The following is an 18541-nucleotide window of genomic DNA, read 5'->3' on the forward strand; positions in this document are numbered from 1 at the left end:
GTTAATTAATTAAAACAAATCCTGTTTTATTTTTTCTTATGAAGTAGTATATTAGCAACAAACTCCTATATTACAATACATGTCTCAAGAAACTAAATATACCGAAGATAATATACGTTCACTCGATTGGAAAGAGCATATCCGTATGCGTCCCGGGATGTATATTGGTAAATTGGGTGATGGCTCTTCAGCAGACGATGGAATTTATATTTTACTAAAAGAAGTCTTAGATAATTCCATTGACGAATATGTTATGGGAGCTGGTAAAACCATAGAAATATCTATACAAGGTGATAAAGTGATTGTGCGCGATTACGGGCGTGGAATTCCTTTAGGAAAAGTGGTCGATGTGGTTTCTAAAATGAATACCGGTGGTAAGTACGACTCTAAAGCCTTTAAAAAATCGGTAGGTTTAAATGGAGTAGGTACCAAAGCCGTAAATGCCTTATCATCGTATTTTAGAGTAGAATCGTCTCGAGATGGCAAATCGGCTTCTGCAGAATTTTCAGCTGGTAATCTTGAAAATGAAGAGTTTTTAGAAGAAACAACACGTCGTAAAGGAACTAAAGTCTCATTTATTCCAGATGAAACTATTTTCAAGAACTATAAGTATCGTAATGAATATGTGGTTAAGATGCTTAAAAATTACGTGTATCTTAATCCAGGTTTAACCATCGTTTTTAACGGTGAAAAATACTACAGTGAAAATGGACTAAAAGACCTTTTAGCTGAAAAGATTAATCCGGGCGATATGCTATATCCCATCATCCACTTAAAAGGAGATGATATAGAAATTGCATTAACCCACAGTAAAACCTTATATAGCGAAGAATATAACAGTTTTGTTAACGGACAAAATACCACTCAAGGTGGTACGCATTTAGCAGCGTTTCGTGAGGCTTTGGTAAAAACCATACGTGAGTTTTATGGTAAATCTTATGATGCATCAGATATTAGAAAGTCTGTTGTATCTGCCATAGCCATAAAAGTTATGGAGCCGGTTTTTGAAAGTCAGACTAAAACGAAGCTAGGATCTACAGATATGGGAGGCAATCTTCCAACAGTTAGAACGTACATTAACGACTTTGTAAAGACCTATTTAGATAATTATTTACATAAAAACCCAGAAACTGCCGATAAACTGCAACGTAAGATATTACAAGCCGAGCGTGAACGTAAGGAGCTGTCTGGAATTCGAAAAATAGCTAAAGACCGCGCCAAGAAAGCGAGTTTACACAATAAAAAATTACGTGATTGTCGTATTCACTTTGGAGACACCAAAAACGAGCGTAATTTAGAATCTACTTTGTTTATTACCGAGGGAGATTCGGCATCTGGAAGTATTACTAAATCACGTGATGTAAATACACAAGCGGTGTTTAGTTTAAAAGGAAAGCCTTTAAATTGTTACGGTTTAACAAAGAAGATTGTGTACGAGAATGAAGAATTTAATTTGTTACAAGCGGCTTTAAATATCGAAGAATCTTTAGAAGACCTTCGATATAATAATGTGGTCATCGCAACCGATGCCGATGTAGATGGAATGCACATCCGCTTGCTACTTATTACGTTTTTTCTTCAGTTTTTTCCTGAAGTGATTAAAGAAGGACACTTATACATTTTGCAAACTCCATTGTTTAGAGTACGTAATAAAAAGAAAACTATTTATTGCTATTCTGAAGAAGAACGTAGGGCTGCTTTAGAAGAGTTAAAGCCTAAGCCGGAAATTACACGATTTAAAGGATTAGGTGAAATATCTCCAAACGAATTCAAACATTTTATAGGTGAAGATATTCGTTTAGACCCAGTAATGTTAGATGATAATATGTCTATTGAAGAGTTATTGTCGTTTTATATGGGTAAAAACACACCAACAAGACAGGAGTTTATAATAGATAATTTAAAAGTGGAGCTGGATATTATTTCTGAAGAGAACTAGATTATCAGAATGAAAAAGTATTTTATTAGTGTCGTGTGTCTAATTGATGTTTACTACATTTTATTATGGACATATGTATTTAATACTTTTGATAATCAATTAGATAGACGTTCATATTTTATTGAAAATTCAATTTTATTTGATGATATAATGACTTTAGATATCACTTTAGGCTTATTAAATATTTTAGCATTAGTTTTTGTTGGAATAGAGAAAAGAATACACAAAATTTTTAAAATCATTAGCTTATCAATTTTGACCCTATTCATTATTTTTCTAATTCAATCACATTTATAACTATTGAATTTTATTTATTAATATAAAAATAATAAGATTCCTGCCTACGCAGGAATAGTAGACATGACAGAACACCAAAACGACGACTTAACAAACGATAATTTAGAACTTAATACCAATGGTGAAAGTTTAGAACCACAAGAAAGCATTACTCGTGTTACAGGAATGTATAAAGACTGGTTTCTGGATTACGCCTCTTATGTAATCTTAGAGCGAGCGGTTCCTGCTATAGAAGACGGTTTTAAACCAGTGCAACGTCGTATTATGCATTCCATGAAAGATTTGGACGATGGACGCTATAATAAAGTAGCAAACATTGTTGGTCACACCATGCAATATCACCCGCATGGAGATGCTAGTATTGCAGATGCTATGGTGCAAATTGGTCAGAAAGATTTGTTAATTGACACACAAGGAAACTGGGGAAATATTTTAACAGGAGACAGTGCTGCAGCTTCAAGATATATTGAAGCACGTATTTCTAAATTTGGGTTGGATGTCGTTTATAATCCGAAAATTACAGAATGGCAAGCGAGTTACGATGGTCGTCGTAAAGAGCCTGTAAATTTACCAGTTATGTTCCCACTTTTGTTAGCTCAAGGTGGCGAAGGTATTGCAGTAGGTTTATCGACTAAAATTTTACCTCATAACTTTATAGAGCTTATAGACGCTTCCGTAAAACATTTACAAGGTAAGCGTTTTACTATTTATCCAGACTTCCCAACCGGTGGTATTGCAGATATTTCTGGCTATAACGATGGATTACGTGGTGGTAAAGTACGCGTTAGAGCTAAAATTTCTCAACTCGATAAAAACACTCTGGTTATTACCGAAGTACCATTTGGGAACACCACTCAATCCTTAATTGATTCTATTTTAAAGGCTAATGAAAAAGGCAAGATAAAAGTTAAAAAAATTGAAGATAATACCGCTGCGGAAGTAGAAATTCAAATTCATTTACCGCCAGGCTTATCACCAGACAAGACCATAGACGCTTTATATGCCTTTACAAGTTGTGAGTCGTCCATATCACCATTAGGTTGTGTTATTGAAGATAACAAACCGTTATTTATTGGGGTTACGGAGATGCTAAAACGCAGTACCGACCACACGGTGCAGCTTTTAAAACAAGAGTTGGAAATTAAACTGGGCGAATTTGAAGAACAGTGGCATTTTGCGAGTCTTGAGCGTATTTTTATAGAAAATAGAATTTATCGTGATATCGAGGAAGAAGAAACTTGGGAAGGCGTAATAGATGCTATCGATAAAGGTTTACAGCCACATATTAAACATCTAAAACGTGCTATTACAGTTGAAGATATTACACGTTTAACTGAAATTAGAATTAAGCGTATTTCTAAATTCGATATTGATAAAGCTCAACAAAAAATTGATGCGCTTGAGGATCAAATTGCCGAAGTTAAGCACCACTTAGCACATTTAATAGATTATGCTATTGCTTATTTTACAAGACTTAAGGCAGAATATGGTAAAGGAAGAGAGCGTAAAACCGAATTAAGAACGTTTGAAGATGTCGATGCTACTAAAGTTGTTATTCGTAATACAAAACTTTATGTAAACCGAGAAGAAGGCTTTATAGGAACATCTTTAAAACGTGACGAATATGTTTGCGATTGTAGTGATATAGACGATATTATTGCGTTTACTGCAGATGGCTTAATGATGGTAACTAAAGTAGATAGCAAAACCTTTATTGGTAAAAACATTATACACGTTGCAGTGTTCAAGAAAAAGGATAAGCGCACCATTTATAATATGATTTATCGTGATGGAACCAAAGGGGCATCTTATGTTAAACGTTTTAATGTAACCTCTACTACCAGGGATAAAGAGTACGATTTAACCAATGGTAATAAAGGTTCTAAGGTATGGTATTTTTCTGCAAACCCTAATGGTGAAGCAGAAGTGGTATCTATTATTTTGCGACAAGTTGGTAGTATTAAAAAACTGAAATGGGATTTAGATTTTGCCGATGTTCTTATTAAAGGTCGTGCCAGTAAAGGTAATGTAGTTACTAAACACGCTATAAAATCGATTGATTTAAAAGAGAAAGGCGTTTCTACCTTAAAACCACGTAAAATCTGGTTTGATGAGACTGTACAACGTCTTAATGTAGATGGAAGAGGTGAGTTGTTGGGAGAATTTAGAGGAGACGATAAATTACTTATTATCAACCAGAAAGGTATCGCCAAAACCGTAACACCAGAAGTGACTTTACATTTTGATAGTGATATGGTGGTTTTAGAAAAATGGAACCCTAAGAAACCAATTTCGGCTATTTATTTTAATGGTGAAAAGGATTTGTACTATGTGAAACGATTTTTAATTGAAACCGAAGACCGCGAAGATTTATTTATTTCAGATCATGAAAAATCTTATTTAGAAATAGTTTCTACCGATTGGAAACCTGTAGCAGAATTAGAATTTACCAAAGAACGTGGTAAAGACCGAAAAGATAATGAAACTATACTTTTAGAAGAATTTATCTCAGTTAAAGGTATTACAGCAATTGGAAACCAGTTAACTAAGGATAAGGTTAACCAAATTAATTTATTGGATCCCTTACCTTACGAAGAAGCTATAGAAGAAAAGATTGAAAAAGCTGAGGTTTTAGTTGATACTTCAGAAAACAAATCGCAAACCAATACTACCGAAACTAATAATGATGACTCCGATAGTCCAGAAACGGACGAGTCTGGACAAGCGAAGTTGTTTTAATTTGTTCTATTAGACCGTTTGTGCACTTAAAAAAACACTGTGAAGTTAAAAGAAAAGTTAGATAAAATAGATTCTGAAATTAAAATCGGTTTGAAATAAAAAGCGATTGACAGATTAGGAAATTTGATTAAACAGAACCCTAATATAATTGAATTAAGAAGTAAACTAGCTGAAGTATATTATGAAAGTGGATTTTTAGACTCTGCTGGAAAATATTGGATTTTGACAGAACCAGTTGATAACAGAATCAAAAAATGTGTGGAACTCTACCAAAAGTCTGTAAGCTATTCTGGACATCAAATATTGAGAGAAATAAAATTCAATGGAGATAAAACCCAGCTAGATGAATATGCTCAAGCAAAAATAGCTGAATTAGAATCTGATAGTGAAATTAAAACAGGCTACATTCCACATATTGAAAATAACTTTCAAAAACCAAAAGTACCTTATATTAAATATAAAAGGACATTTGAAGATAAAATGGCTGATTTTTGGGCTTATTTTGTAATTGGAGTTGGAATTATTTTATTTCTAATTGGAATTTACACAGTGTTTAATTGGATATTTATATAAAAAAGATACCACAATGATGTATAAAAGCGATTATCGCGGATTTGATTAAGTATGAATCCACTCGGAATTGCTCACGTCGTTGCTAAACAGAAAATAATCGCTAGTTTAATTCGTAACTGACGGTAATACAAGTCCGTTCTCCGTAATTTCCTGTAATATTTAAATTAAAACAAATTCTTTTATTAAATAAAAAACAATGAGATTAAACTATTTCTTTATTTTATTATTAATTTCAATCCAAAGTTGTAAAACTCAAAATGTACAAAATACTGAATCGGTAAAAGAAACCTTTTTTAAAGAACAAGAAGAAATAGGAACACCAGCTATCAAATACATACGAAACAATTTTTACAAACTTTACGTGTTGGACGAATCAGAATTCACGTCAAAAATTGATTCATTAAAAAATATTTTTACATCTCATTTAAAAAAATATCAGAGTAATCTTGATAAGTTAACACTTAATGAAGAAGTTATAAATATTAACTATTTGTTTGATAAATATCTTCTCGAATATCCACAGCTGCACTATGAATTTACTGGTGAAAAGATTAAAACATCTAAAACTAACCAATTAAGAATTAATCATAATCTTAGGAAGATAAATGACAGAAAGGCTTATGAAAACAAATACTTTAAGAACTATATTAAATCATTTTTAGCTATTCACTCCAAAAAAAATATGGAAAGTGGTCTATACACTGGAAAAGATAACCAGCAATTATTAGCAGATTTAAATACGGTTGACTCTATATTTTCAAATCAAGACGTCAAGTGTTTGTGGAAAGGAGAATATATCTATAACCATATAGATAATATGGGTGTTAAGAGTATTGATTCTATTTATAATGATTTCAAAATCTCTTGCAAGACATCAGGAATTGCAAATGATATTAATGAAATTTATAATTTACATATTAGAAACAGAGCATCACATACAATCGAATTTTATAAGAAGGTAGATGGTTTTAATCTCGAAATGCATATATTTCAACCTGACACAACGACCTTTAAAGGAAAGCGACCAACAATAGTATATTTTCACGGCGGAAGTTGGTCTCAGGGAAAACCAGATTGGTTTTTTGAAACAGCAAAACGATATGCCCAAATGGGATGGGTTGCCACAGCGGTTGAATATAGAATTAAGGGTAGACACGGGACTTACCCATTTGATGCTGTTAAAGATGCCAAATCTGCCATTAGATGGTTACGAGAAAATTCAGATAGATTAAACATAGACCAAAACAAAATTTTGGCAACAGGAAATTCAGCAGGTGGACATTTAAGCATTGCAACCGTCCTAGCTGATGATTGGAATGAGATTTCAGATGATTTAAAGACTAATGCTGCTCCAAATTTTGTCATTGCGAATGCAGCTGTTTACGATTTAACAACACGTAGCAGTAACTGGATTAGAGAATATAACCAAGACACAAATTTAGTCAATGAAATTTCACCTAATGAATTGATAAAAAAAACCAATACAAAGTTCCTATTAATACACGGAGAAAATGACAGAAATTGTCCTTACTCAACAGCTGAAACGTTCTACAATAAAATGAAGTCTTTAAATAATGATGTTGAAATACATAAGATTCCTAAAGCAGAACATTTTATTTGGTATGGAAAACATTCAACAGAAGTTGAAAACATTACAGCGAAATATATTAATGAACAAAACTTAGAGTAAAACCTACGTTCAAGAATTTATAACCATAATTATGTTGGCTTCGATTACGTCCAAATGCATTTGGAATTACTAAAAATCAATTTTTTATAAATAATCATTAGTTTGAAATCTTGCTTTCTATTAAAAAAAAACGAAAAATCATGTAATTTCTATTATGAAAAATCTAATAATATTTATAATTCTTTTTTTGAATTTCTCTCCAGTTATTGCACAAGAAATAGAAATTCTTAAAAAATCAGATAGTATTCCTATTATAAAAGAAAAAGGATTAGTATATATAAATGAAAAAACAGATTTAACTGATTTTCATTTTATTGCTAAACTAAAAATAACATCTAACGATTTTAATGAATTATTAACAGGACTTCAAAAATCTGCAAACAAGTTATCGGCAAATGCTTTTAAATACATTGAAAAAGAAAATTTAGAGAACAGAACTTCTATAATTATTGATTTATATGCCGCAAATCAGGAACTTATAGAACACAACAAAAACAATAATTCTACTAATATCATTTATTTTTTTGGTAACGATAAAAAAACTCAAAAATTTAAAATTGATAATAAAAAAATTGAATTGCAACCCAATGAAATTTATCAATTTGAATTGCCTAAAAACAAAGAGGTTAAAATTAATAAAGGAGGTTTTGCAGGTATGACTGTTTTCCACCAATGGAGTGAAGGTCAGCCCACCATTTTTTATGCTTTTGGATCGGGAAATTTAACAGGATATGGAAACGGTAATGACTTTATTGGATTGAAAATTAGTTCAGGCAGTATTATTCAAATTAAAAGTGATTTCGCATATTTATTAATAAATTTGAAAAATTAAATACTAAACTATAATTAATAACTAAATATGAATAAATCTTTATTGTTAATAGGTTTTTGCATCTTTAATTTAAATTTATTGATAAGTCAAAACACCAATTATACGCGAATTGAATTAGGAATATTAAATGATACGCCCTTAAAATCAATTATTGGAAATAAATATAATAGAACAATTTATAAAAATGCATCTAATATTTTTGCGGTAAAAGATAAAACTAGCATTATAGAAATAATTGAATATCATTCTGATAAATCATTTGCTAATTTTTATTTTATAGAAAATGGAACATTATATAAAGTTTCCAATTATAAGTACAAAGATGAAAATCTTAGCGAGATTACTCAAGAACAACAGGATCAATTGAAAGAGATGTATACAATTTATAGAGACTCAACTAAAATTATTGCTGAAATGAAATGTTATAAAGTTGTTTTAGGAGACGAAAAAAATGACAACTCTAGTATTACGATGTTTGTTAGCGATTCCATTCCTAATTTACCAGATCATTTTCCATTAGCATCAAACGTGTTAAATTCTGAACCTATAGAGATTAATTTAAACTTAATGGGTAATCAATTACAAGTTGGTATTTTATCTCTTGAAGTAAACAAATCAATTGAAGTAGATTATGATATTTTATTCTCAAATGCACATAATATTAATTACGAAGATTTTCTAAAAAAATGAAACAACTTATATTTATAATCAGCCTAAGTTTTAGTCTTGTTAGCTTCTCGCAAACCCAAATGGAAATGAATCAGGACGCACATTTGGAATATCAAAAAGCCGATAAAGAACTTAATAGAGTTTACCAAGCCATTTTAACCGAGTATAAGTCTGAGCCTTTATTTATTGAACGATTAAAAGTAGCACAAAGACTTTGGATAAATTTTCGTGATGCAGAGCTAGATATGAGATTTCCAAAAACTGATAAAGGTTACTATTATGGCAGTGTTTACCCGATGTGCGTCTCACTTATTTTAAAAGAAATGACAGAAGAACGTACCAAAAAATTAATGGTGTGGTTAGATGGTATTGAAGAAGGTGAAATGTGTTTAGGATCTATAAAAATGAAATAAAAAAGTTAATTTGGTAGCACACCCAGACTGTTAAATAATTTGGCTTTACTGTTGTACAACTTAAATTCTACAGCATTATATTTGGTTTGTGCATCTATTAAACTTTTCTCTCTGGAATTCACTAAAAATATAGAACTTTCTCCTAAAAAAAACTTGCGTTCTTCAGCTGTTAATAAAGCTTCATAATTTGTATTAACCTGTTCAATTAACTGTAATTGGTTTGCATAACTATCGGTTTCAAAAATGACTGCAGCAATTTTATTCTTTAAAATTAACGAGGTATTTTGAGTTTCATAATTTATTTGCTCTAATTTTATTTCAGCCAATCTCAATTCGCCACGCTCTTTTCTTAAAAATAATGGAAATGCCAAATTAACTTTCGCTTTATAATTCTGGTTATTATACGTGTTAAATTCATTATAACTGTCCGATATAAATTGATACTGTACATCTAACTTAGGTAATAACTTATTGGCTTTAAGTTTTTGGTCTATTAGCAAGCTTTCGGTTTTAAAGTTTAAAGCTCTAATTTTTGGATGTGCATCTAAATTCTGGCTATTAATAGATTCAATATTTAAGACAGTATCTATTACAGGGCTAGAAATAGATTCGGGATATACATTTGATTGTACTTCTAAAGGTAGATTGTTAGCAGTCCATAAAAATGTAGAAAGTTCAAGTATGGCTTTATTGTAAAGTAATTCTGCTTCAAGAAGTTGTAATTTTCGGTTGTTTAAATTTACTTCCGCTTCAACCGCATCGATCTGAGCATTTTCACCAGCTTCTACTTGCTTTTGTATACCATTAAAACGTAATTCTGCATTGGTTAAAAAGCGCTTATATACATTTAAATTTTTATAATTAAGCAACCAGTTAAAATAAGCAATCGAGGCATTGTAAATTACATCATTTAAAATAAGTTCTTGTTCTGCTTTGGTTTGGTTTCTGTAGGCTTTAGCTTTTTTTAAATCTGCCATACGCTTATTTATAAATAAACCTTCTCCTAAAGATACTTTTACACCAGCAGCAAATAAACCATCGTCTGGCACAGTATTTTCAGGATTTAAAAACAAACCTTCATTAGACTCGTACCCTGCTAGAACATCTATACCATACCAGGTTGGTATTTTAAATTTTGCATTTAGTTTATCGTAATAATTTTTGTCTTTATAATCTTTATAATTAAAGTCGCCTTCTAGCTTAGGGTCAAAACCACCACGTGCTTTTGTTACATTAGCATCGCCTTCTTCAATTTTTAAAAAACCTTGCTTAGCAATAGGGTGATTGGTTTTTACATAGCTGATGTATTCTTCAAAATTTAAACTTAAAGAGTCTAAAGTTTGAGCTCCTAAAACAAATGGAGCAAATACTATAAAATAGAGTAGTAGCTTCATATTATTTTTTTTCTTTTGAAGTTGAACCTTCCGGCTGATAGTAATTTGGTGGGAAACTGTTTAGTTGTCTCCATAATTCAAACCAAATAGGCACATCGTCTAATAAACCTATAGTTCTTGCTCCAGAACCTACACGTATAGCTTCAGGCCAATCATGATCGTCTTTGTCTGGTGCCAATAATACTCTAAATTTACCATTTGGGCTAATAAAATTTTCTATTGCCACCACTTTAGCACCATACGTTCCATAAGACACATTGGGCCATCCACTAAATACAATTGCGGGCCAACCGTCAAACTGTACTCTAAAAGTTTCACCTAAATGCACTAATGGTAAATCTATAGGGTCCACGTAGGTTTCTAAAGCAACTTCATAGTCAGATGGCATAATACCAACCAATTGTTCGCCTTCTTTAAATGTTTCACCAATACCAGCTTTTATAGCTTTATTAATATAACCACTTTGCGGTGCTGTAACGTAATACATGGCATTACGTAGTTGATAATTGGAGTTAGCGTTTTCTAACTTAGAGACCTGAGCTTCTGTATCAAACTGATTTGATTGTGCAGAAAATTTATCACTTTGAGATTTTGAAATCTTATCGGCATATTCGGCTTCAATACGATTTAATTCAACTTTAGAATTTAAATATTTATTTTCCTGCGCAATTACTTTAGCCTGTACTTCTTGTAATTTTAATCGTTTCTCTTCGACATCTTTTGTGGCTTTTAAACCTTCGTTTGCAAGCGTTTCAACACGTTCAAGCTGTGTTTTTGCAATAATTAAATTATTTCTCTCGGCAACTAAATCTGTACTGTCACTAATAACTTTTAATTTTCCTTGTTGAATTTTTAGATTTTTTTCAGCCAGTAATGCTTCAACCTGATTATTTAAAGCTGAAATTTTAGATTGGTATGATGTAACAGAAGAAGATTTCGCTTTTATCTGCTCATTAGTACGTTCTACCAATCTCGGGTCTAAGTATTCATTTTTAATTTCCGAAATATGAAGAATAGTGTCTCCTTTTTTTACAAAATCGCCTTCTTGAACATACCATTTTTCAATACGTCCTGGTATAACCGACTGAATGGTTTGTGGTCTGTGGTCTGGTTTTAAGGTAGTTACCGTTCCGGAACTTGTGATATTTTGTGTCCAAGGTAAAAATAATACCACGACACAAATAACTGCAAAGATTTTAAGTAACCGATTAAACATTTTATAATGAGACTTATTAAATGCTTTTTTATAAGCCTTATAACCGCTTAGGCTTACGTTTTTATTTACCGAATTTTCAGATATATTAAGCATAATATTATATAATGTGACCGTTAGATAAAGTAATTATTTTATTGCAATGTTTTTTCCAAATATTATTCTGGCTCACAATTACAATTGCCCAAGTATGGTTTGGCTGGACTAAATAATCTATAATTTGCTGTGCTTCTGTTGTATTAAAATACTCTAGAGGATCTTTTAATAATAATAGTCTTGGTCGTTTTAAAATAGCTCGAGCTAATAACAATTTTTTAATATTGGTATTAGAGATTCGTTTACCTTCAGGATAAATAATAGTATATAATCCTGCAGGTTGCTCTTTAATAAAGTTGGTAAGCCCTAATACTTTAACTACTTCGTTAACTTTAGTTAGCGGGATGTTTGGGTCTCCAAAAGTAAGGTTGTGCAAGATGGATCCTTCAAAAGGCGTTTCGTCAGACAAAACTTGCCCTACCATTGCTCGGTAACTACTAATTTTTATACCAGAAAAGGCTAAATCGTTAATATAAAGCTGTCCAGAAGTAGGTTCTAAAATAGCTGCTAATGCTTTAAGTAAAGTAGATTTCCCAGAGTTGTTATTGCCTTCAACTAAAACAACGTCTTTAGATTCTACTAAAACATTAATATTGTTTAAAATAGGATCTGGTCTATCTGGGACAGCGTATGTAAATTGTGACAGTTCAACTTTTAAAGGCTCTTGGTCACTTAAAACGGTACCAGTTAAATTTTCTAAATCTTTATCAGATACTTGGCCAATTTTCTCCAAAGAAGTTAAAACATCATAAAAAGTCTCTAGACCTAATAATAACTTTTCAACAGAACTAATTACTAATAGAATAATGATTTCTGCCGCAACAAATTGCCCAATATTCATTTGCTGATTTAAAACTAATAGTCCACCAATTAACAATAAACCGGCTGTTACTAGGACTTTAAAGCCAATAAGTTGTGTAAATTGTAATACTAGTACTTTAAAGTGGCTCTCTCTAGCCTTTAAATAACCGCTTACCAAATCGTCATTTTTTTGCATAGCTAAACTGGTTCTGCCCGATAGCTTAAAGCTTATTACAGATCGTGCGATTTCTTGTAACCAGTGTGCTACTTTATATTTGTATTTTGACTCTATCAAACTGGTATCTAGACCTTTTTTCGCCGTGTATTTAAATACCACATAAATTAAAACCAACAACAATAACCCGTAAATGATAAAAAAGGGATGATAAAAAGATAATATAGCTAAACCAAAAAGTATTTGTAATAAGGCAGATGGAAAGTCAATTATTACCTTAGATAGTCCTTTTTGAACATTAAGTGTATCAAAAAAACGATTAGCTAATTCTGGCGGATAGTACTGACGTAATTCACTCATTTTCATCTTTGGAAAACGATAGGCAAACTCAAAAGATGCTCGGGTAAATATTTTTTGCTGAATATTTTCTGAAATTCTAATCTGCATAAGTTGTAATATACCTGCAAATGCAACTCCAATGGTCACCAAAATAACTAGTACAACATAAGACGAACTAATTTGAGCACCTTGTATCATGTTTATAATAGCTTGAATACCAAGTGGAAGCGATAAATTTACAACTCCGGCAAAAATGGCATAAAATATAATTTGTCTAATGTCTTTGCGGTCAAGCTGTAAAAGCCTTAAAAAACGCTGAAATGGGGTTAAGTTATTTTTCATAGTCTTATGCAATATTTAGCGTTTTAAACACTAATTCTTTATAAAATTCTGTTGGTTCTTTTTCCATTTTTTTATCTGAAATAGATTGAAAATGGTCTTTAATAAATTGCATATGTAAAGCACCATCTATAACAGTACTTGCCAGACTAAAAGCAAACTCGTAAGAGTTGTTAAGTTCTAAAATAAAATCTTTTAAACGTGTAACTAAGCGTTTATAAGTAGAGAAGTAGCCTTCTTTATTTTCTAGATCTACTTCTTTAGTAAGATAAGATTTAGAATATTCATTTATAACAATACGTTTTAAAACCACTTCATTAATATGCGAGAAATTACTATCCAAAACCGTGGTTTGTGTCAAGATAGATATTGCAATTTCCAATTTTAGTTTAGGACTTGGAATACTATGTGTTGAAAATACCAGTTGGTATTCCATCCAGCTCCAATACCATGAAGTTAAATAGAGCAGGAGTTTATGTTTACTTTCAAAATACCTATAAATAGAACTTTCATTGGAACCAATTTTTACACCTAGTTTTTTAAAGGTGAAATTATCAAAACCAATTTCATCTATTAATATAATACTGTTTTCTACTATGCGTTTCCCTAAATCTGAAGACTCAGGATCTTTTAAGTAGCATTTTTCGTTGATTGAAATTTTAATATTTGACAGTAATCTTTCCATATTCAAAAATTATATGTGCAAATATAATAGTAATACTATTATAAATGAAATCAAGTTAACTATATGTTAACAATCTTTTTTTTAAATTTTAAATGAATGTGAATTAGGAAGTTCAAAAACCTCCAAATCAAAGTAAGGTACAGCAGCTAGTATATGGTCAAAAATATCGGCCATAATGTACTCGTAATTTTCCCAGCGCTTGTCTCTACTAAAGGCATAAATTTCTATTGGTAAGCCTTGTGTGGTAGGTTGCAAGTGGCGCGTCATAATAAACATGTCTTTATTTATTGCGCTGTGTTTATTAATATAAGTATCTATGTATTTCCTAAAAACACCAATGTTGGTTAAGTTTCTACCGTTTAAAAGTAATTCCTTGTTAATATTATGGTCTTTATTAAAGCTATTTAGCTCTGTTTGTTTTGTGTTTAAATACTCAGAGATAAGCTGAATTTTTTTTAATTCCTCGACTTGTTCATCACTTAAGTATTTAATACTAGTCATATTAACAAAAATAGAACGCTTAATACGTCTTCCACCAGATTTTTGCATCCCACGCCAGTTTTTAAAGGAGTCGGAAATAAGAGCATAAGTTGGAATCGTGGTAATAGTCATATCAAAGTTTTGAACTTTAACTGTTGCCAGATTTATTTCAATAACATCTCCATCGGCTCCAAATTTTTCAAACGTAACCCAATCTCCTATACGAACCATATCATTAATAGAGACTTGTATACTGGCCACAAAGCCCATTATAGTATCCTTAAAAATTAATATGATTACTGCAGAAACTGCTCCTAAGCCTGTTAAAAAGGTCTTTACTTCAATGCCGCTTATGTAAGCAATAGCAAAAAGAACTCCTGCTAACCAAGCAAAAATCATAAACACCTGTATGTAGCTATCTATAGGTTTGTCTTTAAAGTTTTTAAGAGATTTTAAATAATCTTTTATAGTATTTAATAAACTTCGTACAATCCATAACGAAATAATAATGGCTAAAACATGTAACAATTTTTGAACTGGATACTTTATAAATTCATAATCCTTAAAAACTAAAGGAATAAGCTCAATAGCAACAATAATTGGAATAATGTGAGCAATATTTCTTGGGACTTTATTACGAATTAATAAGTCATCAAATTTTGTTCTGGTTCTTCGGGCAAGTTTGGCAAAAAATAATCGCAATAATTTCCTCACCAAAATATCTACAGTAAAGAAAATAAATACCGTAATAATAAGTAAGGTAAGCATGTTTAAAAATTTCGCAGTAGAATCAGATAAACCTATACTGATAAATACATCGAAGAAAAAGCATTGTATTTTATTCATAAACCAAATATATTGCTTTGCAAAGGTAAAGGATTAGAAATATCTAAAGCTTTAAGAAATCTTAATTTATTAAATAAGAGGTTTTATATTTTCAAGCTTAACCACATCACTAATAAGCATATCGTCTAAATGAATGTTACCAATACGAACTCTAACTAATCTAAGAGTTGGACAATTTACAGCGGAAGTCATTTTACGAACTTGTCTAAACTTACCTTCAGTAAGTGTAATGGAAATCCAGGTGGTTGGACCGTGTCGTGCATCTCTAATTTTCTTTTTACGGTCTGGAAACGAAGGTGTATCAGTTAATTTGAAGACTTTACAAGGTTTGGTCATGTATTTTTTACCGTTAAAGCCAATTTCCACACCATTTTGAAGTTTTAAAATATCATCATCTGTAATTGCGCCATCTACAAGCGCATAATATTCCTTTTCAATACCAGAACTATTAATTTCATGAGAGAGTTTACCGTCAGTAGTAAGTAGGAGCAGACCTTCACTTTTTTCATCCAAACGACCAATAGGCATAATACCTTCTGGAAAGTCGCCTAAAGCTTTTAGAAAGACTTTTTTTTGTTCTTTAGCAGCATTGCTATTAAACTGGCTTAACATGCCGTAGGGTTTAAAAATTTTAAAATGAAAATGATGCTCTGAATCCAAAAATTAATGATTGTTTAAAATTTTAAATACCAATGCTTTAGTTAAAGTTTGTCCATTTGCTTTCGCACGTATATCGCCATAAGAATATCTAAAATCACAACCCGTTTTATAAGCGCTGCAGCCATAGGCAGTTTTACCTTTTATAATTGTACCTTTTTTACATTTAGGACAGGCATTTTCCGGAGTAACTTCTTTTTTAGCTGAAGTCTTTTTAGGTTCCAATTTTAATTTAAAATGGTCATCAAACCTTAGTAAACCATCTGTAGGTGTTCCGTTTACTTTAAATCCTTTTAAATTAACTGTAGATCCTTTTTCTAGCAGACGTTTAAATTGATTTTCAGATACTTTCTTGCCGCCAAACTCAAATGGTAGTAAAAAGTCACAGCTTTTACTATATAGGCTGCAACCATATGCATTTTTACCTTTTACTAGTTGACCAGATTGACATTTTGGGCAATTAGCACCAACGACTTTGGTTTTACTTGATGTTTTTTTCTTGGCAGATGTTGTTGTTTTATTATTGGTATAACTAATTTTTGCAATTGTAGTTTCACTTCGCACGTCGTAAACCAATTGGTCCACCATGCGCTTCATGTTTTTTATAAATAATCCTGCACTATATTCGCCTTTTTCTATGTCTTTCAATTGTTTTTCCCAAAGCCCAGTTAATTCGGCAGACTTTAGCATATCGTTTTGAATTACATCAATAAGCTGAATACCAGTAACAGTTGGTAAAACTTGTTTTTTATTTCGTTTTATATATTTTCTACGAAACAATGTTTCTATAATATTGGCACGTGTTGATGGTCTTCCAATACCATTTTCCTTCATTAAATCCCGCAATTCATCATCATCTACCTGTTTACCTGCGGTTTCCATAGCTCTAAGTAAAGACGCTTCCGTAAATTGGTTTGGTGGTTTGGTTTCCTTTTCTAAAAACGACGGTTCGTGCGGACCTTTTTCGCCTTTTGTAAAGTTTGGTAATAACCCTGTATCTTTAGTTTTCGCTTTAGTTTTATCTGTCACACTGAGCGTAGTCGAAGTGTCAAAAACTACACGCCAGCCTTTACTTAAAATTTCTTTACCTGTTGTTTTAAAATTTACCGTATCCGCTTTCCCAATAACGGTGGTGTTAGACACCTTACAATCGTCATAAAATACCGCAATAAAACGTTTGGTAATGATGTCGTAAACTTGTTGCTGATTGTATTGCAAATTCATTTGCACACCAGTAGGAATAATGGCGTGGTGATCGGTTACCTTGCTATCGTCGAAAACACGTTTAGATTTTTTAATTTTTTTAGTAAGTAATGGCGCTGTTAACGTATTATAATTAGTTAGATTTTTTAATATCCCTGGGACTTTTGGATAAATATCGTTTGGTAAAAAAGTCGTGTCAACTCTTGGGTAAGTCACTACTTTTTGTTCATATAATTTCTGAACAATTTTAAGCGTTTCATCTGCAGAAAACCCAAATTTATTATTGCAATACACTTGCAGTCCTGTTAAGTCGAATAATTTTGGGGCATAATCGTTTCCACTTTTTTTAGTAATAGAAACAATTTCAAAGTCGTGTTCCTTCACTTTATTGGCTAAAACTTGACCTTCTTCAACATTTGTAAACCGTCCTTCTTCATAACTAAATAAGGTGTCACGATACATAGTTTGCAATTCCCAATAGGGTTGAGGCTTAAAATTTTCAATCTCTAAAAACCGATTTACTACCATAGCTAAGGTTGGAGTTTGTACGCGACCAACACTTAATACCTGTTTGTAGCCACCATGCTTTACAGTATATAAGCGTGTGGCGTTCATACCTAATAACCAGTCGCCAATTGCTCTAGAAAATCCCGCATAATATAAATTGTCATATTTTTTACTGGATTGTAAATTTTCAAAACCATCTTTAATAGCTTCGGTTGTTAAAGATGAAATCCATAAACGTTGAACTTCTCCTTTATATTTAGCCTGATCTATAACCCATCGTTGGATTAATTCACCTTCTTGCCCAGCATCCCCACAATTTATAACTACTTCGGCTTTATCAAAAAGACTTTTTACAATTTTAAATTGCTTTTTAATACCAGAATCGTTAGAAACTTTGGTTTCAAATTTATCGGGTAACATAGGAAGATTGTTTAAGTCCCAACTTTTCCAGTAAGGTTTGTAGTCGTTAGGCTCTTTTAAAGTACATAAATGCCCAAAGGTGTACGTTACTGCATAACCATTACCTTCATAGTAGCCATCACGCTTGGTGTTAGCTCCTAAAACTTGTGCAATTTCTCTTGCTACACTTGGTTTTTCGGCAATACAGACTTTCACTTAAATACAATTATTTAAAGCTGCAAAATAGCTTTTTTA

General features: G+C 31.7%; 14 protein-coding genes. 7 read left to right on the top strand and 7 right to left on the bottom strand.

Annotated features, from left to right (window positions below):
- Window positions 1–79: 79 nt before the first annotated feature.
- The 7 genes from C7H52_RS07545 to C7H52_RS07575 all read left to right on the top strand — a co-directional run bounded on the left by C7H52_RS07545 (window position 80) and on the right by C7H52_RS07575 (window position 9152).
- Window positions 80–1939, top strand: a complete 1860-nt coding sequence (locus tag C7H52_RS07545; protein WP_106463291.1) for a DNA topoisomerase IV subunit B — start codon at window positions 80–82, stop codon at window positions 1937–1939.
- 360 nt (window positions 1940–2299) lie between these two features.
- Window positions 2300–4975: a DNA gyrase/topoisomerase IV subunit A gene (locus C7H52_RS07550; protein ID WP_106463292.1), complete on the top strand. Its 2676-nt coding sequence runs from the start codon at window positions 2300–2302 to the stop codon at window positions 4973–4975.
- Between the two features lie 105 nt (window positions 4976–5080).
- Window positions 5081–5548: a DUF6584 family protein gene (locus tag C7H52_RS07555; RefSeq protein WP_317045573.1), complete on the top strand. Its 468-nt coding sequence runs from the start codon at window positions 5081–5083 to the stop codon at window positions 5546–5548.
- A gap of 196 nt (window positions 5549–5744) precedes the next feature.
- Window positions 5745–7238 (top strand): alpha/beta hydrolase family protein, encoded by a 1494-nt coding sequence (locus tag C7H52_RS07560; protein WP_106463294.1) that lies wholly within the window; start codon window positions 5745–5747, stop codon window positions 7236–7238.
- A gap of 154 nt (window positions 7239–7392) precedes the next feature.
- Window positions 7393–8070 carry a hypothetical protein gene (locus C7H52_RS07565; RefSeq protein ID WP_146130023.1) on the top strand — a complete coding sequence of 226 codons (678 nt, stop codon included), beginning with the start codon at window positions 7393–7395 and terminating at the stop codon, window positions 8068–8070.
- A 27-nt stretch (window positions 8071–8097) separates the two neighbouring features.
- A complete protein-coding gene (locus C7H52_RS07570; protein ID WP_106463296.1) occupies window positions 8098–8760 on the top strand; it encodes a hypothetical protein in 663 nt (220 codons plus the stop codon).
- A complete protein-coding gene (locus C7H52_RS07575; protein ID WP_106463297.1) occupies window positions 8757–9152 on the top strand; it encodes a lysozyme inhibitor LprI family protein in 396 nt (131 codons plus the stop codon). Before C7H52_RS07570 ends, C7H52_RS07575 begins: the two co-directional genes overlap by 4 nt.
- A gap of 5 nt (window positions 9153–9157) precedes the next feature.
- On the opposite strand, the gene C7H52_RS07580 is transcribed toward C7H52_RS07575, so the two are convergent.
- From C7H52_RS07580 to C7H52_RS07610, 7 genes are all read right to left on the bottom strand, one after another.
- On the bottom strand, window positions 9158–10546 hold the full coding sequence (locus C7H52_RS07580) for a TolC family protein (protein ID WP_106463298.1): 1389 nt from the start codon (window positions 10544–10546) through the stop codon (window positions 9158–9160).
- Window position 10547: 1 nt separating this feature from the next.
- A complete protein-coding gene (locus tag C7H52_RS07585; protein WP_106463299.1) occupies window positions 10548–11855 on the bottom strand; it encodes an HlyD family secretion protein in 1308 nt (435 codons plus the stop codon).
- A gap of 4 nt (window positions 11856–11859) precedes the next feature.
- On the bottom strand, window positions 11860–13512 hold the full coding sequence (locus C7H52_RS07590; RefSeq protein WP_106463300.1) for a peptidase domain-containing ABC transporter: 1653 nt from the start codon (window positions 13510–13512) through the stop codon (window positions 11860–11862).
- A 4-nt stretch (window positions 13513–13516) separates the two neighbouring features.
- A complete protein-coding gene (locus tag C7H52_RS07595) occupies window positions 13517–14194 on the bottom strand; it encodes a TetR/AcrR family transcriptional regulator (protein WP_106463301.1) in 678 nt (225 codons plus the stop codon).
- Window positions 14195–14275: 81 nt separating this feature from the next.
- Window positions 14276–15520: a mechanosensitive ion channel family protein gene (locus C7H52_RS07600; RefSeq protein WP_106463302.1), complete on the bottom strand. Its 1245-nt coding sequence runs from the start codon at window positions 15518–15520 to the stop codon at window positions 14276–14278.
- Window positions 15521–15589: 69 nt separating this feature from the next.
- Window positions 15590–16132, bottom strand: coding sequence for a pseudouridine synthase (locus tag C7H52_RS07605; protein WP_106463303.1), 543 nt, complete (start codon window positions 16130–16132; stop codon window positions 15590–15592).
- A gap of 51 nt (window positions 16133–16183) precedes the next feature.
- On the bottom strand, window positions 16184–18502 hold the full coding sequence (locus tag C7H52_RS07610) for a type IA DNA topoisomerase (RefSeq protein ID WP_106463304.1): 2319 nt from the start codon (window positions 18500–18502) through the stop codon (window positions 16184–16186).
- Window positions 18503–18541 lie beyond the last annotated feature (39 nt).

This window comes from Aurantibacter aestuarii, assembly GCF_003008425.1.
Classification (GTDB): Bacteria; Bacteroidota; Bacteroidia; order Flavobacteriales; family Flavobacteriaceae; genus Aurantibacter; species Aurantibacter aestuarii.

Bases quoted from the DNA above. Each gene is read 5' to 3' on its own strand.
- C7H52_RS07550 (WP_106463292.1), top strand. From the start codon at position 2,300: ATGACAGAACACCAAAACGACGACTTAACAAACGATAATTTAGAACTT.
- C7H52_RS07595 (WP_106463301.1), bottom strand. From the start codon at position 14,194: ATGGAAAGATTACTGTCAAATATTAAAATTTCAATCAACGAAAAATGC.
- C7H52_RS07585 (WP_106463299.1), bottom strand. From the start codon at position 11,855: ATGCTTAATATATCTGAAAATTCGGTAAATAAAAACGTAAGCCTAAGC.
- C7H52_RS07560 (WP_106463294.1), top strand. From the start codon at position 5,745: ATGAGATTAAACTATTTCTTTATTTTATTATTAATTTCAATCCAAAGT.
- C7H52_RS07600 (WP_106463302.1), bottom strand. From the start codon at position 15,520: ATGAATAAAATACAATGCTTTTTCTTCGATGTATTTATCAGTATAGGT.
- C7H52_RS07580 (WP_106463298.1), bottom strand. From the start codon at position 10,546: ATGAAGCTACTACTCTATTTTATAGTATTTGCTCCATTTGTTTTAGGA.
- C7H52_RS07570 (WP_106463296.1), top strand. From the start codon at position 8,098: ATGAATAAATCTTTATTGTTAATAGGTTTTTGCATCTTTAATTTAAAT.
- C7H52_RS07575 (WP_106463297.1), top strand. From the start codon at position 8,757: ATGAAACAACTTATATTTATAATCAGCCTAAGTTTTAGTCTTGTTAGC.
- C7H52_RS07605 (WP_106463303.1), bottom strand. From the start codon at position 16,132: ATGTTAAGCCAGTTTAATAGCAATGCTGCTAAAGAACAAAAAAAAGTC.
- C7H52_RS07590 (WP_106463300.1), bottom strand. From the start codon at position 13,512: ATGAAAAATAACTTAACCCCATTTCAGCGTTTTTTAAGGCTTTTACAG.
- C7H52_RS07545 (WP_106463291.1), top strand. From the start codon at position 80: ATGTCTCAAGAAACTAAATATACCGAAGATAATATACGTTCACTCGAT.
- C7H52_RS07565 (WP_146130023.1), top strand. From the start codon at position 7,393: ATGAAAAATCTAATAATATTTATAATTCTTTTTTTGAATTTCTCTCCA.